We start from the raw sequence: 21,347 nt of genomic DNA on the forward strand, positions 1-21,347 counted from the left end.
AACTATTAGCAAAACTACATCCCATTGATACAGTATATAAATCTACACTATTACGATTTTATCAAAAATGAGATAAAAATTTCAAGTTTGCTAATAATGTTAATAAATAGTAAACTTTTTATCTTAAATATTGCAATTATAAAGGCAAAACTCACATATATATCAGTCAAAAAAAGTTGCCACATTATGTTTATCTTTGGTACTTGTAAAAAACCAACTATGATTACCCCAATACAAGGATTTTCTAAACTAAGTAAAGACGAAAAAATAAACTGGATTGCTAGCAATTACACACACAATACCCAACAAACAAAAGAGGTGTTAAAAGTGTATTGGAATTCTGATGCTAAACTGCAAAAACTGCATGACGAATTTATAGAAAATACGATAACAAATTATTACCTGCCTTTAGGTATTGCTCCAAACTTTTTAATTAACAACAAACTTTATGCTGTACCAATGGCTATAGAAGAAAGTTCTGTAGTTGCTGCCGCTAGTAAAGCTGCTAAATTTTGGTTAACACGTGGCGGATTTAAAACCACCATTTTGGGAACTGAAAAAGTTGGACAAGTGCACTTTATTTTTAAGGGTGATGAAAAAAAATTAGAATCATTTTTTACTAGTATTAAACCTGCACTTTTTAATGATTCTGATAGTATTACCTCCAGTATGAAAAAACGTGGTGGAGGAATTACAAATATAGAGCTACGTAATAAAACTGAAGATTTAGAACACTATTACCAGTTGCACTGCACTTTTGAAACACTAGATGCAATGGGTGCCAACTTTATAAACTCTTGTTTAGAGCAATTTGCAAAAACACTAAAAAGAGAAGCATTGGCCTACACTGATTTTTCTGATGAAGAAAAAAATATAGAAGTTGTAATGAGTATTTTATCTAACTACGTTCCTAATTGTGTTGTTAGAGCAGAAGTTAGTTGTACAGTTGAAGAACTTAGTGAAGGAAGCATTGAAGAGGCACAACATTTAGCAGAGAAAATTGTACAAGCCGTTAACATTGCTAAAATAGAACCTTACAGAGCCGTTACACATAATAAAGGAATTATGAACGGAATAGACGCTGTAATTTTAGCTACTGGAAACGATTTTAGAGCTATAGAAGCTGGTGTTCATGCCTATGCAAGTAGAAACGGAAAATACAGCAGCCTAACTAATGCTAGCGTAGAAAATGGGGTGTTTAAGTTTTGGTTAGATGTACCTTTAGCTTTAGGCACTGTAGGCGGCTTAACAAACTTACATCCATTAGTAAAAACTGCTTTAGAAATTTTACAAAAACCTTCTGCCATAGAATTAATGCAAATTGTAGCTGCCACCGGATTGGCTCAAAACTTTGCTGCTGTACGCTCTTTGGTAACAACTGGTATACAAGAAGGACATATGAAAATGCATTTACTAAATATACTAAACCAACTTGGCGCCACAGATAGTGATAAAAAGACACTAACAGCACACTTTAAAACCAACACTGTTACGCATAGTGCTGTAGTTACTGCATACAACAATTTAAAAAATGACTAAAGAATTTTACAGTAACGGAAAACTATTACTCACAGGAGAATATGTTGTTTTAGATGGTGCACTTAGCTTAGCAGTACCAACAATTTATGGTCAAAATTTAAGAGTAACACAAACTAATAGCAATAGCATTACTTGGAGCAGTATAGACGCAGCTAATAACACTTGGTTTAACGCAACTTTTAACAGCGATACTTTTACTGTTTTAAATGATAAACCAAACGATGAAGCTTGGATTAATACAGCAAAAACTTTACAACAAATTTTAAAAGAAGCACAACTACTAAACCCTAACTTTTTAAAAAATACAAAAGGGTTAGCTGTAGAAACAAAATTAGATTTTAATAGAGATTGGGGACTTGGATCTTCATCTACTCTAATAAACAACATTGCTAACTGGGCAAATGTAGATGCTTTTAAATTATTAGAAAATACAATGGGTGGTAGTGGGTATGACATTGCTTGCGCAAAAAACAATACACCTATTTTTTATCAGAAAATAAACAAAATACCAACCACTACTACTATAAATTTTAATCCTCTTTTTATTGACAATTTATACTTTATTCATTTAAACAAAAAGCAGAATAGTAGAGAAGCTATTGTTGCCTATAAAAAATGTTCCTTTAATAAAGATGAACTAGTTAAAAACATTACTGAAATAAGTAAAAAGATAGCTAATACAAGTTCTTTATCTTCTTTTGAAACACTTATTACTAAACACGAAGAACTACTATCTACAGCCTTAAAAACAAAAACAGTTAAAGACATACTATTTAAAGACTTTACTGGCGCTATAAAAAGCTTGGGTGCTTGGGGCGGAGATTTTATATTAGCTACCGGAACTAAGGAAACTCCTAACTACTTTAAGAAAAAAGGGTATAGTACCATTTTTAAATATACAGATTTAATAAAATAAAAAAAAGCCTCCACTAGGAGGCTTTTTTTAAATATGATTATTAAACAATTTCTACTAGTAGAACATTGCTCTGTTATCTTCAATTTCAGCAGACTTTTTTAACGCATTTATTACTGTAGAATTAGCTCTCTGCATAGCTGTTGTTTGTACCATATTAGCATAAGTACTATAATTCTCTAATTTAGGAGCTTCTTCTTTGTTGGTAACAGTTAACATAAATACACCTGTTTCTCCTTCTAACAAACCAGAAGTATCACCTTGGTTTAAACTAAAAGCATTACCTACAACAAACGGCTCTCTACCAGCACCTGGTATTGTTGGCGATTTCATAGTTAATGCAGAAGCTGTAGATGCAGACACTTTGTTGTCCTTAGCTATAGCATCTATAGTTTTTCCTTTATTTGCTGCTATAATTTGTGCTGCTTTTTTCTCTTTTCTTAATTTAGGCAACACCATAAATGAAGCATCCTCTACAGACATTAAACCTTCTTTATATTTACCTGTTAACTGTACAACAGCATAACCATTGTTTACAGGAAAACGTTTAATATCACCCACATTAGAATCCTCATTAAAAGCCCATTGTACAATTGCTCTTTGTGCAGCTAAGCCAGGAAGATTTTCATCCATAGCTTTAATTTTATTAACTGGTCTTGCAATGTATTTTCTTTCTTTAGATAATTCTAAAAATGTTTTATCAGAATCTTTAGCATCACTTTCAAATTGCGTGGCTTGGGTAAATAAAGAGTTTATTGTAGCTTCTGAAGCTTCTATAGCTCTTGCTAAAGTTGCAACACGAACTAGGTCTTGCTTGTCATCAATTTTTACAATGTGGTAACCAAACTCTGTTTCTACCAAGCCAATAGTACCAACATTATTACTAAACATAAATTCATCAAACTTTGGTGTCATTCTACCTTGCTGGCTATAACCTAAGTCTCCACCTCTAGATGCAGAAGGTCCATCTGAATTATCACGAGCTAAAACTGAAAACTCAACATCTCCTTTTTTAGCATCTTTTAATAAATCATCTGCAATTTTTTTAGCCTCTTCTTTTGTTCTTTTTACTTCTGGATTTGCTCTCTCTGCACCTTCCCATGCAACAAGTATATGACTAGCTTTTACATTACCATCTTTTTTCTTATCCATCATTTTAGTAACTTTAAAGTAGTTACCATCACGATAAGGACCGTAAACATCACCAATGTTTAACGCCATTATAGTATCTGCAAATTTTGGAGATAGTAGGTTTTTAGTTTTGTAAATAGTGTCATACTTTAAATCTGAATTACGATCTAAAAACTCTTCTACATTTTTAGTGTTTTTAAAACCTAAAATAGTGTCATTATACTCTACTTTATCATTTAATAAAGAAACTACTTTAGCTTCTACAGCTTTTTCATCTTCTAAAGATGGCTTTTCTTCAAAGTATACAAACTGAAAATCTCTTGCTTTTTCTTGCTTAAAATCTTCTTTATGATCCTTTATATAAGCTGCAATTTCATCTTTACTTACCGCAACAGAGCTATCTGCTATAGAAGTATAAGGAACTCTTACGTATTTAATGTCAATTTTATCATTAGCTAATTTATAATCTAACTCACCTTCTTTTAAAGTAGCTCCTAAACCAGCTTTAATTAAATTAAAATAAGTTTGTTCTTTAGCCGCTTGTATAATAGCCTGCTCTTGCTGAAGCCACAAAGCATATTGTGCAGGGTTTTCTGTTTTTAAATTAGAAATAAACTCTTTAAAAATATACTCATCAAACACACCGTTTTCATTCTGGTATTGTGGGTTTTGAGAAAAACCTGGAGTAGATGCTACAAAGTTTATAATTTGGTCTTGCTCTATAGAAATCCCTAAATCATCAAACTCTTCACTTAAAATAGCGTTTTTCACTTCTTGATCCCATACACTGTTTACCACTTGCATAGAAGTTGCACCAGCACCAAAACGATTAGAAGCAGCCTCAACCTCTCTTCTAAATTTGTCTATAGAAATATCTTTTCCGTTAATTTCTGCAACGGTAGTACCTGTTTTTACACCAGACATACCATCTGCACTAAAAATACCAGAGATTACAAATGCAAATAAGGCTAAACCTATAATTAGGATTAATACAGTTGTTCTCTTTCTTATGTTCTCTAAAATCGCCATTTTATAAAATGTTTAAAATCAGTGGGCAAAAATACCATTTCTTTTTGGGTTTTAAAATTTAATTTTTATCAAATTTTTAACACTAAAAACCTACTCTTTTTCAAGTATATGTAGGGTTACCAAATCTATCTTAGTATTTGACACTTCTATTATTTTAAAATTGAAGTTTTCAATTTTAATTTCCGAATCTTTTTCGGGTATTTCTCCTGTTTCGTTTACTATTAAACCTCCTAGAGTTTCATACTCATCACTCTCGGGAAGTTCTAGCTTATAATTTTCGTTTATATAGTCTACATCTAACCTTGCAGAAAATTTATAGGTATCTTCTGCCAACTGCTCTTCTACCAAATCTGTAGTATCGTGTTCATCTTCAATTTCCCCAAATAATTCTTCTACAATGTCTTCTACCGTCATTATACCTGCTGTACCACCATATTCATCTAACACAACAGCTACACTTTTCCTTTTTTTGGTAAGTGAGTCCAAAATATCACTAACCAACATAGTCTCGGGCACAAATTCTATTGGTAGTAAAATACTTTTAATGGTTTTTGGTTTTTTAAAAAGCTCAAAAGAGTGCACATAGCCTATTATATTATCTATGGTTTCTTTATACACCATTATTTTTGAAAAACCAGTTTCTGTAAATAATTTAGTTAAGTTTTTAGGTGTATCATGCAGTTCTACGGCTACAATTTCTGTACGTGGCACCATAACCTCTCTTGCTTTTACAGCAGCAAACTCTAATGCATTCTGAAAAATTTGAATTTCAGAATCTACCTCATCTTCAGTATTAACGGTCTCTAGTTGTTCTGTAATGTAATCTCCTAGCTCTACCTTACTAAATGCAAGCTGACTATGATCGCCATCCGTTTTAAAAAATGTTTTTAAGATAAAATCTGACACACTAATTACAAAATTGGAAATCCAAGAGAATAATCCGTAGAAAAAATATGCAGGTATTGCCAATACTTTTAAAAATGAATTGGCATAAATTTGAAAAAATACCTTTGGTAAAAACTCTGCTGTAATTAAAATTACTAATGTAGATATAATGGTTTGCGAAAGCAGACCAAAGTCCGTGAGTAGTAAATCTAAAAAACTGTTATTTGTTGGTAATAGACTTACAAACCAGTTCATGAGTAAATCTCCCATATACATACCATACACAACCAATGCTATGTTGTTACCTATTAGCATAGTTGCAATAAACTTAGATGGTTTTGCTGTTAGTTTAGACAAAACAGTTGGTAAAATACCTTCTTGTTTTTTTTCTATCTCTAAGTGTATTCTATTGGCAGATATAAAAGCAATCTCCATTCCTGAAAAAAATGCAGAAAGCAATAATGACACAACAATAATGATGATTGATGTTACCAAGAGTTATGAATTATTATCTTGTTTTCTCTTCTCAAACTTTTTACGGTAATGTCTTCTAAAAAAATACATACCAATAGAAATAACCGCAAAAAAAGCAAATAAGTAAAAGTCTTCATTAGCACGCCAAAGTGTATACATTTTAAAACTTGCTAGTATAGCTACTACCAAATATAAAACCTCTGTATACCTTAAAATTTTCATCATATTTCTTCGTCTTTTATTGTTTTTAAGCCTGTTGTTTTATGCGCATTTACTTGCTTTAAGTCTTTATCAGAATCAAAACCTTCACCATACATAACAGATTCGTCTTCTGGGTTTATAAATTCAAATTTTTCTTGGGTAAAAATCCATTTATTAACCTGATCATAAAACAGCTGTGGTGTTTTAAACTGTTTACCATCATGTGTATTTATAACCACATTACCTTGTAAACTTATTAATTTTGTAGAAGAATAACTAATGCCATAATCTGCCGTTATAATGCTTTTTTGATTTTTGTCATCAAAAAATTCTACCTGTAATCCCTCAGGAAATACTTCTTTAGGAAATGTTAAGTTATTAAAATCTTCCCTAACAGGTGCTGTTAAAATAGCTAAAACTTTAGTAGTTATTTCTTGCTTATCCTTAACGGGTTCTTTTGTTTCTGTATAGGTAAAAACCAAATCATTTGCAACACCTTGCGGATACACCAACTTAGTTGCCTCTACCCCTACACGTTTGTAATTATCTTTACACGAAAAAAGCATTGCCATAAAACAAATTATGGCAATGCTCTTAAAAAATTTATATGTATTTACTGTAATCATCTTATAGGTTAGGCACCTTTACACTACCACCAACCCAACATTTAAAGCTAACTGTTTTGCCTTGCATGTTGTTAGAAAAAATTTCTGTTTTAGTAGGCGCTCTTTGTAAGTATCTACTAGCAGCAGAACTTGCAGCAGAACCTAATGAAGGATCTACCCTACCTGCTTTTCTTGCCAATTCTGCAGCTTTCCAGTTTACAGCTAATTTTTCAAATTTAGTAGAACCACAATCGTTAGCACTACTAGATACTAAGCTAGCCATTAATAAGTAAGCTTTTCCGTTAGATGGGTTTGCCTCTAAAGACTTACCTGCGTATCTGTATGATGTAGACTTACTAATTCTACTATACCTTGCTGCTATTTTATATAAGATATCTGCTTTTTTATAAGGATCTGTCTCTAACTCACTAGCTTGCGTAAAATCACTTAATGCACCTTTACTATCACCAGCTTTTAATTTTAAAGAAGCAGAATATAAGTAAGCACTTGCAGATGGCTCCATTGCCAATTGCTTTTCAAATAATTTTTTAAACATTGGAGAATCTAAACAATCTTTAGAGTACATTCTTCCAACTGCTCTTTTTACCCACTTAAGATCATTTTGTTTAGCCTCAAAATTTTTCTCGTATAATGGTATTAGGTTTTCACAGTTAGCTAAATCTCCTAATTTAGAATCTATACTACCAGATACTTTACCATAGTTACCAGAGTTTGCACTGTAAACTCTTAAGTTATTAGCTTCTTTTTTAGTAATTGTACCAGCATCTTCCTTAGCTAACAATTTACTAATTTTAGCAGTTAAAGCTTTGTTATCTTCTTCAATTTTTTCTGTTACATCGTCATATACATCAAAAACAGTCTGCAATTCTTCTTTACCAGCTTTATGTAAATCTACAAGGCTAGAAAAATATAAGTATAATGCTTTTACACTTTTAAAGTGAGCTCTATCTTCTGTAAAAGCCTTACTTAATGCAGCGTAATCTTCTTCATCTGTAGACAATTTGTTATCATACTTTAACAACTGCTTATCTATAATAACTTCTGCCTTAGATGTTTTTGTAGGATAATATTTAATGTAATTATCATACAACCCTAATAACATATTTATAAATTCTGTTTTTTCTGCTCCGGAAGCATTTTTAATTTTATGCTTTAAAATACGCTCTCCGTATTGGTAATTAGCTACGTGCCAATCTGGACATGCATCATAAACCTTTTTCCAAGGCCCGTATGCAGCATCATAGTTTTTAACTTTTGCATCCTGTGCATATAATTGAAAGTTATTTGGGCATTCCGACTTATCAACTGTAGCAGCAGCCGTTTCCTGAGCATAGCTTACACCCATAACGCTTATAAAAGCAATCGCTATAAAGTAAAGTTTCTTTTTCATCTTAATTGGTTTTTATTATTAATGGTTATAAACTCTTTTTAATTTATTGTTCTTTTTCTAAACCACTTAGAGTTTAGAGATATTCCTAGGTTAACTTTAAAATAGTTTTCCTGAATAAGGTCTGCATTTGTTGTTCCTCTTTTTCCAATTTCAAAACCAATGTTTATATTAGAAAAAGGATCGTTAACTGCATTCAATGGTAGTCCTAATCCAAAAGTTATGCCAAAGTCTTTAATGTCTTCGTTATTTACAACCATGCCAGTGTTCTCAAACCTTGCTCCTGCTCTATATGTTATTCTATTAAAGTAATTTGTAAAAGAAGTATAATCTGGTATATAAAACCCGCCAAAAGCAATTTTTGAAGCATCCTTGTACGCTAAATTGTTAACCACAAAAAACGGGGCTCTGTAATCTTCTAATTTTTGTGCGCTATACTCCGCTCCTAAAAACCATTTTCTGTCTTGTCCAAAACCTAAGCCAACTGTAGTTGTTGTTGGTATTGTAACACCTCTGTTAGCTAAACCTGCATTATCTAAGTCTACTTCTATAGTTTCTATTTCTTGCCCTGTACTAGACGAAAAAGACCCAATAGTTTTAGTATTTTCTGATGATAAATTGTTTTGTGTTTCTACACCAAAATAAGTATTCATTCTTATTTTATCTGTAAGCATTGGAGTATAATTAGCAGATATTTTAAAATTTGCACCGTTTACCCTAGAGTTTCTAAAATCAAAAGTACCATATTGTACATCTTCTACATCCTGTACTCTTCTACTGTCCACAACACCAAAATAATAATTAGCAGTAACACCAACGGTAAAATCTTCTAATACTTTAACACCTGCTGAGAAGAAAACCGAATTTACACCGCCATCGCCAGAAAAAACGTTTGTAATTTCTCCGTTGTCTGCACTGGTAAGGCTCTCCTCTATTTCATAACCAGAGGAAGTAAATGGCTTTATACCAAAACCAATTCCCAACCTGTCATCAATAATTGGAAAACCAATTGCTAAATAATCTAAATTAGTTACAGATGAGTTATCTGATAAATTTTGCCCTTTAAAGTTGATATCTTTTCTAGATAAAGAAGCAGTGTACGTAGTTTGTCTTAACCTAGCATAAGCCGCTGGGTTATTTAGGTTTATATGTATACTATCTGCATACATACTAATACCACCCATCATTTGATTTTCTACTGAACCTATAGATCTTAAATCTCCAATTCCAAAATAAGAGTATGGAGAAACTGTGCCGTTTTGAGCGTAAATAGTACCTGCCATACAGCATACTATTGCAATAATTATTTTTCTTATCATTTAGTCTTTGTTGTATTCCAGCAAATAATTAAGTCCGTCTAGGAGAAAATTGGAATGCGCAAATATGGTATTTTTTAATCGTTTTGACAAAAAATGAGCGTCGCCGCCTGTTAAAATAACTGTTAAATCTGCAAATCTAACCTTATATTCTTTAATAACCCCATCTATTTCTAAACAAATTCCATTAATTACGCCACTTTTTATGCAAGATGTTGTAGAATTCCCAATTAACTCAATTTCACCATTTTTATCTAATAACGGCAATTTAGCCGTTTGGTTATGCATAGCTTTAAACCTCATTGCTACACCTGGTGATATAGCACCTCCTAAATAAGCGCCATTTTCATTTATAAAATCATAAGTTACACAAGTACCAGCATCTATCACTAAAGTGTTATTACCTGTATTATTGTAAAAAGCAGCTGTTGCAAGTGCTATACGATCTACACCCAAGGTCTTTGGTGTACTATATAAGTTTTTAAAAGGTATTTTTGTTGATACACTTAAAGTATGCACATTACAATATACCGCAAGCTTAGTTATTTCATCTTCTCCTAAATGGCCAACTGATGAAACAATAGCATCTTTAATGTCTGGATACTCTAAAAAAGTTTCTTTTACTAAATCTAAAAAATTTTTAAGCACAACAACATCAGAAAAAATTAGTTGTTTTCCTTTATAAACCGCCAGTTTTACTGAGGTATTACCTGCATCTACAATTAAATTCATTTTACAAATATTATAAAACTTAAAAAAAGTTTAATCTTTTTTTCAATTTTTGTTTGGATATACGAAAATAGAAATTATATTTGCACCCGCTTAACGGCATGGTGCCTTAGCTCAGTTGGTAGAGCAATGGACTGAAAATCCATGTGTCCCTGGTTCGATTCCTGGAGGCACCACTTTAAAAACCCGATCAGAAATGTTCGGGTTTTTTCTTTTCTTTACCCTATGCAACAGCACTTTATCTATTTTCTATACAGTAAATCTATTGATAGATTCTATATTGGAGAAACTTCTAATCTTAAAAATAGGTTAAAAATCATATCAATAATTTAAGTTTACCAAAACTCAACATTATTTTAATTTTATCAGTTTTATTACAAAACACAAAATCTTATCTTTACCTAAAATAAGCATACTTGTGATTAAAAAACTAATATTACTATTATACCTCTTTCTGTTGGCACCAATTTATAGTTCTGCACAACCAACAATAAAAAAACTCTTAAAAAAACACAATAAACAAAGTGTTACTTACATTTCTGTAGATTCTCTTTTAACTAAACAAAATGCAATTTTGCTAGACACCAGAGAAGAAAAGGAATATAACGTTAGTCATATTAAAAATGCCATTTGTGTTGGATATGATTTTTTTGATATTAACAAAGTAACATCAAAAATAAAAAATAAGGACACAGAGATAATAGTTTATTGCTCTATTGGCATACGGTCTGAAGATGTTGGAGAAAAACTAGCCGCTGCTGGCTATACTAACATAAAAAACCTTTATGGAGGCATTTTTGAATGGAAAAACAAGAATAATCCCGTTTACTCTAAAGACAGTTTAGAAACAAACAAAATACATACACACAGTAAGTATTGGTCTAAATTAGTGACCAATGCCGAGAAAATTTATTAATTATATTTTGAAAAAATTGAATAAAAACTTACTGTTAATTTTTACCCGTAACCCAGAATTAGGAAAATGCAAAACACGTTTGGCAGCTAAAACTGGAGACAAAATTGCATTAGATATTTACAAGTTTCTATTAAACCACACAGTTTCCATTACTACTAAACTAAACGCAGACAAACAAGTACATTACTCTGTAGCTATTAGAGAAAATGATATCTGGGACAGTACCATCTATCAAAAAAAGTTACAAGATGGAAGTAATTTAGGTACTCGTATGATGAATGCTTTTAAACAAGGATTTGCAGATGGTTATAAAAACATTATTATAATTGGTAGTGATTTATATGATTTAAATACAGCAGACATACAAGATGCTTTTAACCATTTACTTAATAATGATTTTGTTGTAGGCCCAGCAACTGATGGCGGTTATTATTTATTAGGAATGAAAAAACTTAATCATGCGGTTTTTGAGAATAAAGATTGGGGAACCAATACTGTGCTTAAAGACACACTAAACAACTTAAAAGACGAAAAAATAAAGTTACTTGAAGCAAAAAACGATGTTGATTATTATGAAGATATAAAAGACATTGATGCTTTTAAACCTTTTTTAAAAAATATAAAAAATGATTAAACAAGAAATTGAAGATTCTGTAGCATATTTACAAAATAAAGGCTTTAATGCTCCCGAAATTGGAATAGTTTTAGGTACCGGATTAGGAAATTTAGCAAATGAAATAGAAAATCCTATTGAAGCACATTACAACCATATTCCTTTTTTTCCTTTAGCAACTGTAGAATTTCACTCAGGAAAATTAATTTACGGCACACTAGAAGGTAAAACAGTTGTTGTTATGCAAGGGCGTTTTCATATGTATGAGGGGTATGACCTGCAAGATGTTACCTACCCAATACGCGTAATGCACAAGCTTGGTATAAAAAAATTGTTTATATCTAATGCTGCCGGAGCTATTAACTTAGACTTTAAAAAAGGAGACATTATGCTTTTAGAAGACCACATAAACCTTTTAGGAGGTTCTCCCCTTGCTTTTAAAGGTGTTTCTCAGTTTGGCGAGCGTTTTGTAGATATGGGAAACCCGTATGACACTGAAATGAGGAATACTATAAAAAACATTGCGAAAAAAGAAAATATAACTATGCACACCGGTGTTTACGCAGCTGTACTTGGTCCACAACTAGAAACTAAAGCAGAATACAGAATGCTAAAAATTATTGGCGCTGATGCCGTAGGTATGAGTACCGTACCCGAAGTAATTGTAGCAAACCACCTAAAATTACCTATAGTGGCTGTTTCTGTCTTAACAGATGAATGCGACCCAGACAACCTTGAGCCTGCAAATATTAAAGAAATAATTAAAATTGCTGGAGAAACAGAGCCACAAATGATTAAGCTTTTTAGAGAATTACTTAAAACATTGTAAGTTTTAAAACCTAAAAAAGACAAACTATAAAAATACATTTTGAAAATGGCTTATAAAATATCTGCAATAGCTGCATTTTTATCAATAATAGGGTTCTTTTATTTTGGATCTACACCTAAAATTATAGAAGAAAATTTTAGCGAGGTACCTAGTCACCAAAAGTGGAATGCTTTATTACAAAAAAATGTAAACTCTAATGGTGATGTTAATTACAAAGCTTTTGTAAAAAACAAAGCAGAATTAGAGGCCTATCTTAAACTATTGCAAGATAATTCTCCTGCCAAAAATTGGTCTAAAAACGATAAGCTTGCTTATTATATAAACCTTTACAATGCAGGCACTGTTAAACTAATAGTAGACAACTACCCTGTTAAAAGCATTAAAGACATTAGGTCTCCTTGGGATAAAGATGTTGTTGCCATTGGAGACAAAATGTATTCTTTAGGATATGTAGAACACAAAGTGTTACGTAAAATGAATGAACCTCGCATACATTTTGCTATAAATTGCGCATCATACTCTTGCCCTAAATTAGTTAACAAAGCATTTTTAGCAGATACTATAGAAGCACAGTTAGAAAATGCTGCTTTAGATTTTATTGCTGATAAAAAGCGTAATATTATTAGCGCTAACAAAGTAGAGTTGTCTGAAATTTTTAAATGGTTTAAGGGTGATTTTACAGAGAACACAACTCTAATTGGCTTTATAAACAAATACTCTGCAACACAGGTAAATGACAATGCTAAGGTTAAATATATTGATTATAACTGGAGCTTAAATGAAGCAAAATAAGCTAAGCATTATAATACCTGTTTTTAATGAAGAGGCCTCTATAGCCAAACTAATTAATGAAATTAACACACGTAGCACCCTTAAACAAATTGATGAAATAATAGTAGTAGATGGTGGCAGCACAGACAATACAATTGCTATTGCAACCAATTTAAATAGTACTGTAATTTCTTCAGAAAAAGGACGTGCCAAACAAATGAATGCTGGTGCAAAAGTAGCCAAAGGAGAAATTCTCTATTTTCTGCACGCAGACACCATACCTCCTTATAATTTTGACTGTAAAATATTAAAAACCATAACAAACCAAAAAGCTGCTGGTAGCTTTAGAATGCAGTTTGATAGTGACAGTTTTTTTCTAAAATTTTTTGCTTGGTTTACACGTATAAATCATAAAGTTTGTAGGGGTGGAGACCAATCTTTATTTATTACCAAAAATTTATTTGTTAAACTAAATGGTTTTAATGAAGAGTACATAATTTATGAAGATGGCGAGTTTATAGATCGGCTTTACAAAGCAACAAATTTTAGTGTTATACAAGATAAGGTAACTACATCTGCACGTAAATACCAACAAAAAGGTACCGTAAAGTTACAATACCATTTTGGGGTAATTCATTTAAAAAAATTACTAGGCAAAAGCCCAGAAGATTTATACAATTATTATAAAAAAAATATAGCTAACTAGTTTTTATTTCTGGAATAATCTAGCAACACACCTTCACTAATCCATTTTGCAAGTGCCTGCCTGTTTTCTGCTACAAGTATCCTTTTTTGATCCTTTTTATTTTTAATATTCCCTATCTCTATATATGCCATTGCAGGTATAGTGTTCTTTACCAAATACAAGCCACTTCTATCTAAAAAAGTTCCTGTATAATCTCTGTTAGGCTGGTATTCTCTGTATTTAGAATCAAACGTTTTATGTATACTCTCTGCCAATCTTTTGCCGTTACTACTTTTTTCATGATGGTAAAAGAAAACATCTATATTTTGACCAACACTTCTACTATCTATATGCGTAACTATTAGCCTTTGGTATTTGCCTTTATTTTGCATATACAAGTCGTTTACAGCATCTACACGTTGTTTTAAGCGAGCTACTTGGTTTAACGGTATAGTTTTGTTTGGATAACAAACCTCATCATAATCTACAGGTAGCAATTTGCCATCTCTAATACCATCATTTTCATCTCTAATTATAATATAAACTAAAGCCCCGTGAGATATTAACTCTCTTCCCAAGCGCAATGTTATATCATACGCATACTCATCTTCAGATATTAACTTTTTACCGTATTTGGTAACAGCTCCTGGGTCTGGACCACCGTGACCAGAAATTAAATAATAAACAGCACCCTTAAGTTTATTGCTTTTACGTTGTACTGTAGCGTGTTTTTTTCCAAAAATTGGATATCCGTTTACAATAGCTGGCAACTCTTCTTTTCCATCTACTTTTATTAACCTGTCTGGTATTATGTATGTTTTACCTTCATACAAATATTTACCGTTTCTTAAATTATCTTTATTTAGGGCAATAAAATCTGAATAATATTTAGACGGACTCATATTAAACTTACGAAGTAAAGTATAAATACCTTCTCCTTTTTGAGCCACAACTGTTTTTTCTTTATCTTGAGAATATAGCTCAACACTACTTAATACTAGCATTACAACTAAAACAAGTGTTTTTTTCAATATCATTTAATGGTCTTTTAAGCAAATATTATCAAAAATACTGCCCAATTCCAAAAACCAACCCTTTTGATGCATTTTTTGTTACTCCATACCCATAATCTATCCTAAAAATGGCATTAAAAATCTTTTTATGAATAAAACGCACACCCAAACCCGGATACACTCTTAAATTATCAGAATCTACAAAGTCATTTAATTCTCCTCCAGGATTACGCCATGTACCAGCATCTACAAATGTATTTCCTTGCAATACAAACCAATTTTTATCAACTAAAGTGTACCTGTACTCGGTATTTAAAACTATAGAGCCAGTGCCTCTATCTATAATATTACCTACACCTCTTAAATTAACATTATTATCTACAGAAAATGGCGCAAAAGGCGTATCATTATTTGTAGCCAAACCAACTCGCAACCTATTAGCCCAGTTACCACGCTCGCCTATTCTTTTGTAATACACAAAGTCATTAAACGCTACAAAAAAATTATCTAATTCTTTTGTAGAACTATTTACGTATTGTGAGTTTAAAGTACTTTTAAACCCGTCTAAATATTGGTAATGGTATTTTATATTGCTGTATTTATATATAGCCTTGTACGAGAATTTGTTAACATCTAATGCCTGTGGCACATTTGGGTTAGTTGCACCACGTATGTAATTGTATTTTTCTGTGAAAAAATTAATTCCTAAATCTACACTATGTCGCTGGTTAAATTGATACAACCCTAAAACTTCTATAGCTTCATTATGGTACTTATAATCTGCCGTTGTATCATCAAAAAAAATAGGTTCTTGTGTTTTAAGGTTATTATAACTTAATGCCAAACCCGCCTTTGCACTAAATAAATAGGGCGCTCTAAATAATAAGCCATAAGAGTTAAATATATCTTTTTGATAAAAACCACCAATGGTAATATTTCTCCCAGTAAAATTAAACTCTTGTATACCAACCCTAAAAGCAAATTCGTCATTAGAAGATGTGTACAAATTGGCAAACGGAATTATAGTAAAATTTTCTTCTACCATAAACACCAAATTATAGCTATTATCTACATTGTTTTTGCTTAACTTAAAAGTAGCATTTGCTATAGACGGAAGCCTTTTTAATTGGTTTACAGTTTCTAATATGGTTGTAGAATCTGTAACAGAACCAGCAACAATTGGTACTACTTTTTTTAAAAATGATACTTTAGTTTTTTTTGTACCAGTAAAACTAACATCCGTTATTTTTAATTCCTGAGAAAACAAAGTGTTACATAAAACAAAACAAAACAAGTAAATTAGCTTTTTCATAATTTAGGGAGAAAAGTTGGTTTCTGTAAGCATATTTACCCAATTATCTTGGCTAACTGCCATTAACGTAAAACCATAGGTTAGTGATTTATTTAAAGTTGGTGGTTGCTTGGTTGTTATATTTAGCACTACATTGTTTAGTTTGTAGTACTGAAACATTTTATCATAAGTATAAGTGCCTGATAAAAAATTGTTTTCACTATCTGTTACTACCTGAAAATAAATAGCAGAATCTGTATACAAACCATCTTGCCAAGAAAAAATTGGCATTGTAGGCATTACGCCATCAATAGCTAATGTATTTATTTTTTCTGTAGGTTTAGTTATATGTTTTAAATAAATTGGATTACAAATATGTATTTTTCCATCTTCAATAAAACTCACAATCACCCACTTTTCCTGAGTACTGCTAACAACAAAGCGCTTTATTTTTCCATTAAAAACATCTAATATCTCTGGTGTTTTTTCTGTATAATCTTCAAAATTATTTTTATCTACATTAATGGTTTGGGTTTCAAAATATCTAAAATTAGTTGCGCCCTCTCTAGGATAAAAAAATACATTTACTTCTCCTTGTTTATCTGCACTAGCAGCACAAGCAATAACATTATCTTTTACTACAATTTCATTATCTAAAACTGCCTGTAATGAAGATATACTGCTTAATTTATCTTCAGAACAACCGTAGATTATTAAAATTAAAAAAAGAAAACAATAATTTAATTTACTTAAGTCCATAATATTGTTTTAAAACCAATTCTGCTGGCTTATTTTGCGGCGTAAACCTATTATCGTTTTTACCTCCAACATTTTCATGATCTATAAACCATTTCCATACATAGCCCCCAGCAAACCAATCTTCGTCCCAAAACATTTCTAGAATTGCTTTTGTAGCGTTAGATTGTGCCTCTAGGTTTACATTTGTTTTATTACGGTCTACCAGCCAAGGTTTTTCTCCTGTATAATCCATACTTCTGTAACCATATTCGGTAAACAAAATTGGTTTACTTAAATTTACAGACATTAGGTTTAGTGCCTTTTTATGTGGCTGCCAACCCGTTTTTAATTGTGCTACAGTAGGGTGTTTATCTTTAGATAACGGAAAATATGCATCTACACCTACATAATCTAATTTTTCCCAAAAAGGCACTCTTGTGTACTCATCCCAATTGGCTGCATAAGTTAATTTACCTTTATATACTTTTTTTACCTCTACAATAAGCTTGCTCCAAAAATCTGGTCTTTGCAGCACAAATTTTTCAAGTTCGGTACCAATACAAAAAATATCTACATTTACCTCTTCTGCTAAAGCGGCGTAGGTTAAAATAAAATCTGAATAAGACTTCTCTAACATCTGCCAGTGCGCTTCTGAATCCATTTCTAAAGTACCAGTAAACTTGCCATCTCTAATCCATATTTGCGGTTTTAATAGTATACTCATTTTGTTAGCATGCAAAATATCTACATAATGCTTTATACCATCTTTACGCTCTCCAAACCACTGCCTATCCGAATTAAAAATTAATTGTGGATCATTAACATCTCTTATAAAACCAAATGGCATAACAGATGCTGCGTTTGCGTTTATAGCCAAAATAGGCGTTATATTTTTTTGTGTAACCTTGTCCCTAGAAGACACAAAGCTTACCCCATTAATTTTTTTAGAAACTTGGCTATTGCAAGAAAACTGCAAAAAGCATAATAATAGTATACCAATTTTTTTCACAAACTATGTTTTAAGGCAACTAAAATAAGCTATTTAAGTTTAGACCTAAAAAATTGCTCTTAGCCCTAAGTTAAATGTTTCTCCCAAACCTGTATTATCTCCTCCAACAAAATTTGTATACAACAACTCTAAGTTTAGTGCGTTTGTTAGCTGGTATTTTGTGCCACCACCTAATGCTGTATAATTCTGGCTAAAATTATTACCTAAATCTATACGTTGTGAGTGTTGTGCCAATGCCAAAACTGTAAATTTACTTGTAGGAAAATAACTTAAAAAAACACCTGGGGTTAAATTTAAACTGTTATTTGCAAAACTTTTTTCTTCTTCGCCAAAATTAAGCTCTGTATTTAACTCAGAGAATATTTGCCATTTGTCTCCTGGAAAAGTATAATCATAAAAAAATCTGTTTTGCCATATAAATCCATTTTGATCTAAAAAAACACCATTTTCAGTTTCATTATCTACTAAAGGTATATACAAAGAACTTTGTATAGAAAAATTCCCAACAGACTCAAAAGGCACAAACTTTACAGACGGCGCAAAAGATGTTAAACCAGCTCTAGCTACTCCGTCTTCATTCTTAAACTTTAAAGCATCTAACGTTTTTGTTCCTCCTATGGAGTTAGAGCGTATTTTTAAAATTACACCCACATTCCACCTATTGTTTTCACCAACACCTGTATAACCTTCTAATGTAGAGGTAAAAAATGTTTGTCTTGGCTGCTTACCATCTGCAAATGTGCTTTTAGTTTCTGTGTAAATATTGTTAAACCACTTAATATCTAACTTACCCTTACCTATTAATTTAGATGGCGTATACTGTTGTATGTTACTTTTTTGTGTATCCGTTTCATCTTCTTGTGCGTAACCTGCAAAGGCTGTTAACAAACCTAATGCTAGAGCTAATGATTGTAATTTTTTCATATTATAATAGTTAATTATTATTTTTTTATCTTAATTTTTTTATTGCTTATTTAACGTCCAATCATATGGGTAAAAAGAAACTTTTGCTTTAGCATTTATTTTTTCTTTTCTGTAAATATTTACAAAATCTATTAAAGATTTTCCGTCTTGTGTAAAATCTCCTTTATACCACTCAAAAATTTGAGAAAGCTTTACCTTGTTTTTATTAACCATAATAAAGCTAGGATTATTAATGGCTATTTCTGTTTGCTTTTGTAACTGATTATTTAATGTATTAGGTATATAAGCCATATTAATTATTGGTGGACAACCTAAACCTGCACATACCAATACAAAATGAAAACGGGCTTCCTTAGGAAAAACGGCACGCAACATTTCATGCTCCATATCATTTAACGTAAGCTCTTTACCTGCTACATTATGCTTTATTTTATCAAAAAAACCAGCCTTATCTAAAGGAGATTTTAAAGGATAATTTTCTACTACATTTTTAATAACACTAATATTGTATGCGTTAATCCAAAATGCCTGGTATGTAGCAACATCGCTCTTATACACTTTTATAGTTTTCATTTGCGCCACTAAATCATTTAAATCTTTAGGAGATTCTTTAATACTCTTGTATGCTACTTTACCATTTTTAACATTGGTATTAAAAAAAGCATTAGCTTTAGTAAAAAAGGTATTAGCATCCTGAGAAAAACCAGTTGTTACACTAAATAGAATAAGTAAGATTGATGTTTTAATAGTATTTTTCATATTACATTTGGTATTATTTAATAAGTGTGTCGTTGTTTTTTATTAAAACATACAAACAGCATCTTAAATTTATTTTAAGCAAAGTAACTTGTTAAATATCACATTTTCATAACAAAAGAAAATCAAGTTTATTCTTATTTAGAAACCATATAAATAATCTATTCTGCGTTAAGTTTAAAACTTTTAACCCGACAGAAACTTTAATATTTTTAAAACTATGGAGCACATTGTTATTATTGGTAATGGTATTGCAGGCGTAACGGCAGCAAGACACATTAGAAAGTTATCAGATAAAAAGATCACAATTATTTCTGCCGAATCTGAGTATTTCTTTTCTAGAACTGCGCTTATGTACGTTTATATGGGACATATGAAGTTTGAGCATACACAACCTTATGAAAACTGGTTTTGGAAAAAAAACAGAATAGAGCTTGTAAACGGTTATGTTAACAATGTAGACCACGCTAACAAAAAGGTAGATTTAGAAAACTCATCTATTTCTTATGATAAACTTATTATTGCAACAGGCTCTAAACCCAATAAATTTGGTTGGCCAGGTCAAGATTTAAAAGGTGTGCAAGGCTTATACTCTAAACAAGATTTAGAACAATTACAACAAAATGCTCCGGATAATAAAACGTGTAAAAGAGCCGTAATAGTTGGTGGTGGCTTAATTGGTATAGAAATGGCAGAAATGTTACGTAGTCGCAAAATACCTGTTACTTTTTTGGTAAGAGAAACAAGTTTTTGGAACGGTGTTTTGCCAAAAGGAGAATCTGAACTTATTAATGAACATATTTTAGACCACCACATAGATTTACACCTAAACACCAATTTAGTAGAAATTATTGCAGATGAAAATGGACGAGCTAAAGCTATTACTACAGATAAAGGTGAAACCATAGCTTGTACCGTTGTTGGTTTAACGGCAGGTGTATCTCCCAACGTAGATTTTTTAAAGGATTCTGGTATAGAGTTAGGTCGTGGTGTTAAAGTAAACAGGTTTTTAGAAACAAATATTAAAGATATTTATGCTATTGGAGACTGTGCAGAACAACACCAAGGTATAGGCAACAGAAGACCTATAGAGGCTGTTTGGTATACCGGCAGAATGATGGGTGAAACCCTAGCGCAGACTATTTGTGGCAATAGAATAGAATATAAACCAGGACACTGGTTTAACTCTGCTAAATTTTTAGACATAGAGTACCAAACCTACGGTTGGGTGTTTAGTGAAAGAAACAAACAAGAATACGAAGCACATTTTCATTGGAGACACGCCACAGAAAATATTTGCATAACAATTGCTTACCATAAAGACACTAAAGAATTTTTAGGTATTAACACCTTTGGCATACGTATGCGCCACGAGGTTTTTAACAAATGGCTTTCCAATAAAAAAGGTTTAGAGTATGTGCTTCAGCATTTAAAAGATGCCAATTTTGATCCCGAGTTTTATAAAAAATATGAAACCGAAATTATAGAAAGATACAATGCTGAATTTAGCACAAACTTATCAGCAAAAAAGAAAAGTTTAAAAAGAATATTTAACATAGCTTAATCAATAAA

Annotated in this window: 22 protein-coding genes and 1 tRNA gene; 10 read left to right on the top strand and 13 right to left on the bottom strand. The window is 31.5% G+C overall.

Features of this window, described 5'->3' with window-relative positions; translation table 11 throughout:
* Positions 1-219: 219 nt before the first annotated feature.
* The gene (locus PBN93_RS03950; protein ID WP_271081487.1) at positions 220-1,539 is read left to right on the top strand and encodes a hydroxymethylglutaryl-CoA reductase, degradative; all 1,320 of its coding nucleotides are present in this window, start codon (positions 220-222) and stop codon (positions 1,537-1,539) included.
* A complete protein-coding gene (locus PBN93_RS03955; RefSeq protein ID WP_271081488.1) occupies positions 1,532-2,455 on the top strand; it encodes a GYDIA family GHMP kinase in 924 nt (307 codons plus the stop codon). Before PBN93_RS03950 ends, PBN93_RS03955 begins: the two co-directional genes overlap by 8 nt.
* A 54-nt stretch (positions 2,456-2,509) precedes the next feature.
* Here the strand turns inward: PBN93_RS03955 and PBN93_RS03960 are convergent, their stop codons facing one another.
* The 7 genes from PBN93_RS03960 to PBN93_RS03990 form a co-directional block, all read right to left on the bottom strand.
* A complete protein-coding gene (locus PBN93_RS03960) occupies positions 2,510-4,612 on the bottom strand; it encodes a peptidylprolyl isomerase (protein ID WP_077398994.1) in 2,103 nt (700 codons plus the stop codon).
* A 90-nt stretch (positions 4,613-4,702) separates the two neighbouring features.
* Positions 4,703-5,992, bottom strand: a complete 1,290-nt coding sequence (locus tag PBN93_RS03965) for a hemolysin family protein (RefSeq protein WP_271081489.1) — start codon at positions 5,990-5,992, stop codon at positions 4,703-4,705.
* A gap of 3 nt (positions 5,993-5,995) precedes the next feature.
* Positions 5,996-6,196: a hypothetical protein gene (locus PBN93_RS03970; RefSeq protein WP_077398998.1), complete on the bottom strand. Its 201-nt coding sequence runs from the start codon at positions 6,194-6,196 to the stop codon at positions 5,996-5,998.
* Positions 6,193-6,798: an LPS export ABC transporter periplasmic protein LptC gene (gene lptC, locus PBN93_RS03975; protein ID WP_245799569.1), complete on the bottom strand. Its 606-nt coding sequence runs from the start codon at positions 6,796-6,798 to the stop codon at positions 6,193-6,195. Before lptC ends, PBN93_RS03970 begins: the two co-directional genes overlap by 4 nt.
* Position 6,799: 1 nt before the next feature.
* Entirely contained in the window at positions 6,800-8,188 is a 1,389-nt protein-coding gene (locus PBN93_RS03980) for a hypothetical protein (protein WP_077399000.1), read from the bottom strand.
* A 38-nt stretch (positions 8,189-8,226) separates the two neighbouring features.
* Positions 8,227-9,504, bottom strand: coding sequence for a hypothetical protein (locus PBN93_RS03985; protein ID WP_077399002.1), 1,278 nt, complete (start codon positions 9,502-9,504; stop codon positions 8,227-8,229).
* Positions 9,505-10,233, bottom strand: coding sequence for a type III pantothenate kinase (locus PBN93_RS03990; RefSeq protein ID WP_271081490.1), 729 nt, complete (start codon positions 10,231-10,233; stop codon positions 9,505-9,507).
* Between the two features lie 100 nt (positions 10,234-10,333).
* Here PBN93_RS03990 and PBN93_RS03995 point away from each other — a divergent pair.
* The 7 genes from PBN93_RS03995 to PBN93_RS04025 all read left to right on the top strand — a co-directional run bounded on the left by PBN93_RS03995 (position 10,334) and on the right by PBN93_RS04025 (position 14,065).
* Positions 10,334-10,406, top strand: a tRNA-Phe gene (locus PBN93_RS03995).
* A gap of 49 nt (positions 10,407-10,455) precedes the next feature.
* Positions 10,456-10,563 carry a GIY-YIG nuclease family protein gene (locus tag PBN93_RS04000; protein WP_139344194.1) on the top strand — a complete coding sequence of 36 codons (108 nt, stop codon included), beginning with the start codon at positions 10,456-10,458 and terminating at the stop codon, positions 10,561-10,563.
* A gap of 124 nt (positions 10,564-10,687) precedes the next feature.
* Positions 10,688-11,146 (top strand): rhodanese-like domain-containing protein, encoded by a 459-nt coding sequence (locus PBN93_RS04005; protein ID WP_271081491.1) that lies wholly within the window; start codon positions 10,688-10,690, stop codon positions 11,144-11,146.
* Complete coding sequence (locus PBN93_RS04010) at positions 11,127-11,780, top strand: TIGR04282 family arsenosugar biosynthesis glycosyltransferase (RefSeq protein WP_171974452.1); 654 nt, start codon at positions 11,127-11,129, stop codon at positions 11,778-11,780. Before PBN93_RS04005 ends, PBN93_RS04010 begins: the two co-directional genes overlap by 20 nt.
* The gene (locus PBN93_RS04015) at positions 11,773-12,588 is read left to right on the top strand and encodes a purine-nucleoside phosphorylase (protein ID WP_077399006.1); all 816 of its coding nucleotides are present in this window, start codon (positions 11,773-11,775) and stop codon (positions 12,586-12,588) included. Before PBN93_RS04010 ends, PBN93_RS04015 begins: the two co-directional genes overlap by 8 nt.
* Before the next feature lie 45 nt (positions 12,589-12,633).
* Positions 12,634-13,380, top strand: coding sequence for a DUF547 domain-containing protein (locus PBN93_RS04020; RefSeq protein ID WP_271081492.1), 747 nt, complete (start codon positions 12,634-12,636; stop codon positions 13,378-13,380).
* Positions 13,367-14,065 carry a TIGR04283 family arsenosugar biosynthesis glycosyltransferase gene (locus PBN93_RS04025; protein ID WP_271081493.1) on the top strand — a complete coding sequence of 233 codons (699 nt, stop codon included), beginning with the start codon at positions 13,367-13,369 and terminating at the stop codon, positions 14,063-14,065. The genes PBN93_RS04020 and PBN93_RS04025 overlap by 14 nt, the downstream gene beginning before the upstream one ends.
* Here the strand turns inward: PBN93_RS04025 and PBN93_RS04030 are convergent.
* Genes PBN93_RS04030 through PBN93_RS04055 form a run of 6 tightly spaced genes read right to left on the bottom strand, consistent with a single transcriptional unit; the run spans position 14,062 to position 19,778 of the window.
* Positions 14,062-15,081: an N-acetylmuramoyl-L-alanine amidase family protein gene (locus PBN93_RS04030; RefSeq protein ID WP_077399012.1), complete on the bottom strand. Its 1,020-nt coding sequence runs from the start codon at positions 15,079-15,081 to the stop codon at positions 14,062-14,064. The genes PBN93_RS04025 and PBN93_RS04030 overlap by 4 nt on opposite strands.
* Before the next feature lie 25 nt (positions 15,082-15,106).
* The gene (locus PBN93_RS04035; RefSeq protein ID WP_077399014.1) at positions 15,107-16,369 is read right to left on the bottom strand and encodes a POTRA domain-containing protein; all 1,263 of its coding nucleotides are present in this window, start codon (positions 16,367-16,369) and stop codon (positions 15,107-15,109) included.
* 3 nt (positions 16,370-16,372) lie between these two features.
* Positions 16,373-17,107 carry a hypothetical protein gene (locus PBN93_RS04040; protein ID WP_271081494.1) on the bottom strand — a complete coding sequence of 245 codons (735 nt, stop codon included), beginning with the start codon at positions 17,105-17,107 and terminating at the stop codon, positions 16,373-16,375.
* Positions 17,094-18,095 (bottom strand): glycoside hydrolase family 113, encoded by a 1,002-nt coding sequence (locus PBN93_RS04045; RefSeq protein WP_271081495.1) that lies wholly within the window; start codon positions 18,093-18,095, stop codon positions 17,094-17,096. The genes PBN93_RS04040 and PBN93_RS04045 overlap by 14 nt, the downstream gene beginning before the upstream one ends.
* Before the next feature lie 45 nt (positions 18,096-18,140).
* Positions 18,141-19,019 (bottom strand): hypothetical protein, encoded by an 879-nt coding sequence (locus PBN93_RS04050; protein WP_271081496.1) that lies wholly within the window; start codon positions 19,017-19,019, stop codon positions 18,141-18,143.
* 39 nt (positions 19,020-19,058) lie between these two features.
* Positions 19,059-19,778 (bottom strand): DUF547 domain-containing protein, encoded by a 720-nt coding sequence (locus PBN93_RS04055; protein ID WP_271081497.1) that lies wholly within the window; start codon positions 19,776-19,778, stop codon positions 19,059-19,061.
* A gap of 217 nt (positions 19,779-19,995) precedes the next feature.
* On the opposite strand from PBN93_RS04055, the gene PBN93_RS04060 reads away from it, so the two are divergent.
* Positions 19,996-21,339: an NAD(P)/FAD-dependent oxidoreductase gene (locus tag PBN93_RS04060; protein ID WP_271081498.1), complete on the top strand. Its 1,344-nt coding sequence runs from the start codon at positions 19,996-19,998 to the stop codon at positions 21,337-21,339.
* Positions 21,340-21,347 lie beyond the last annotated feature (8 nt).

This window comes from Cellulophaga omnivescoria (genome assembly GCF_027915275.1).
GTDB lineage: Bacteria > Bacteroidota > Bacteroidia > Flavobacteriales > Flavobacteriaceae > Cellulophaga > Cellulophaga omnivescoria.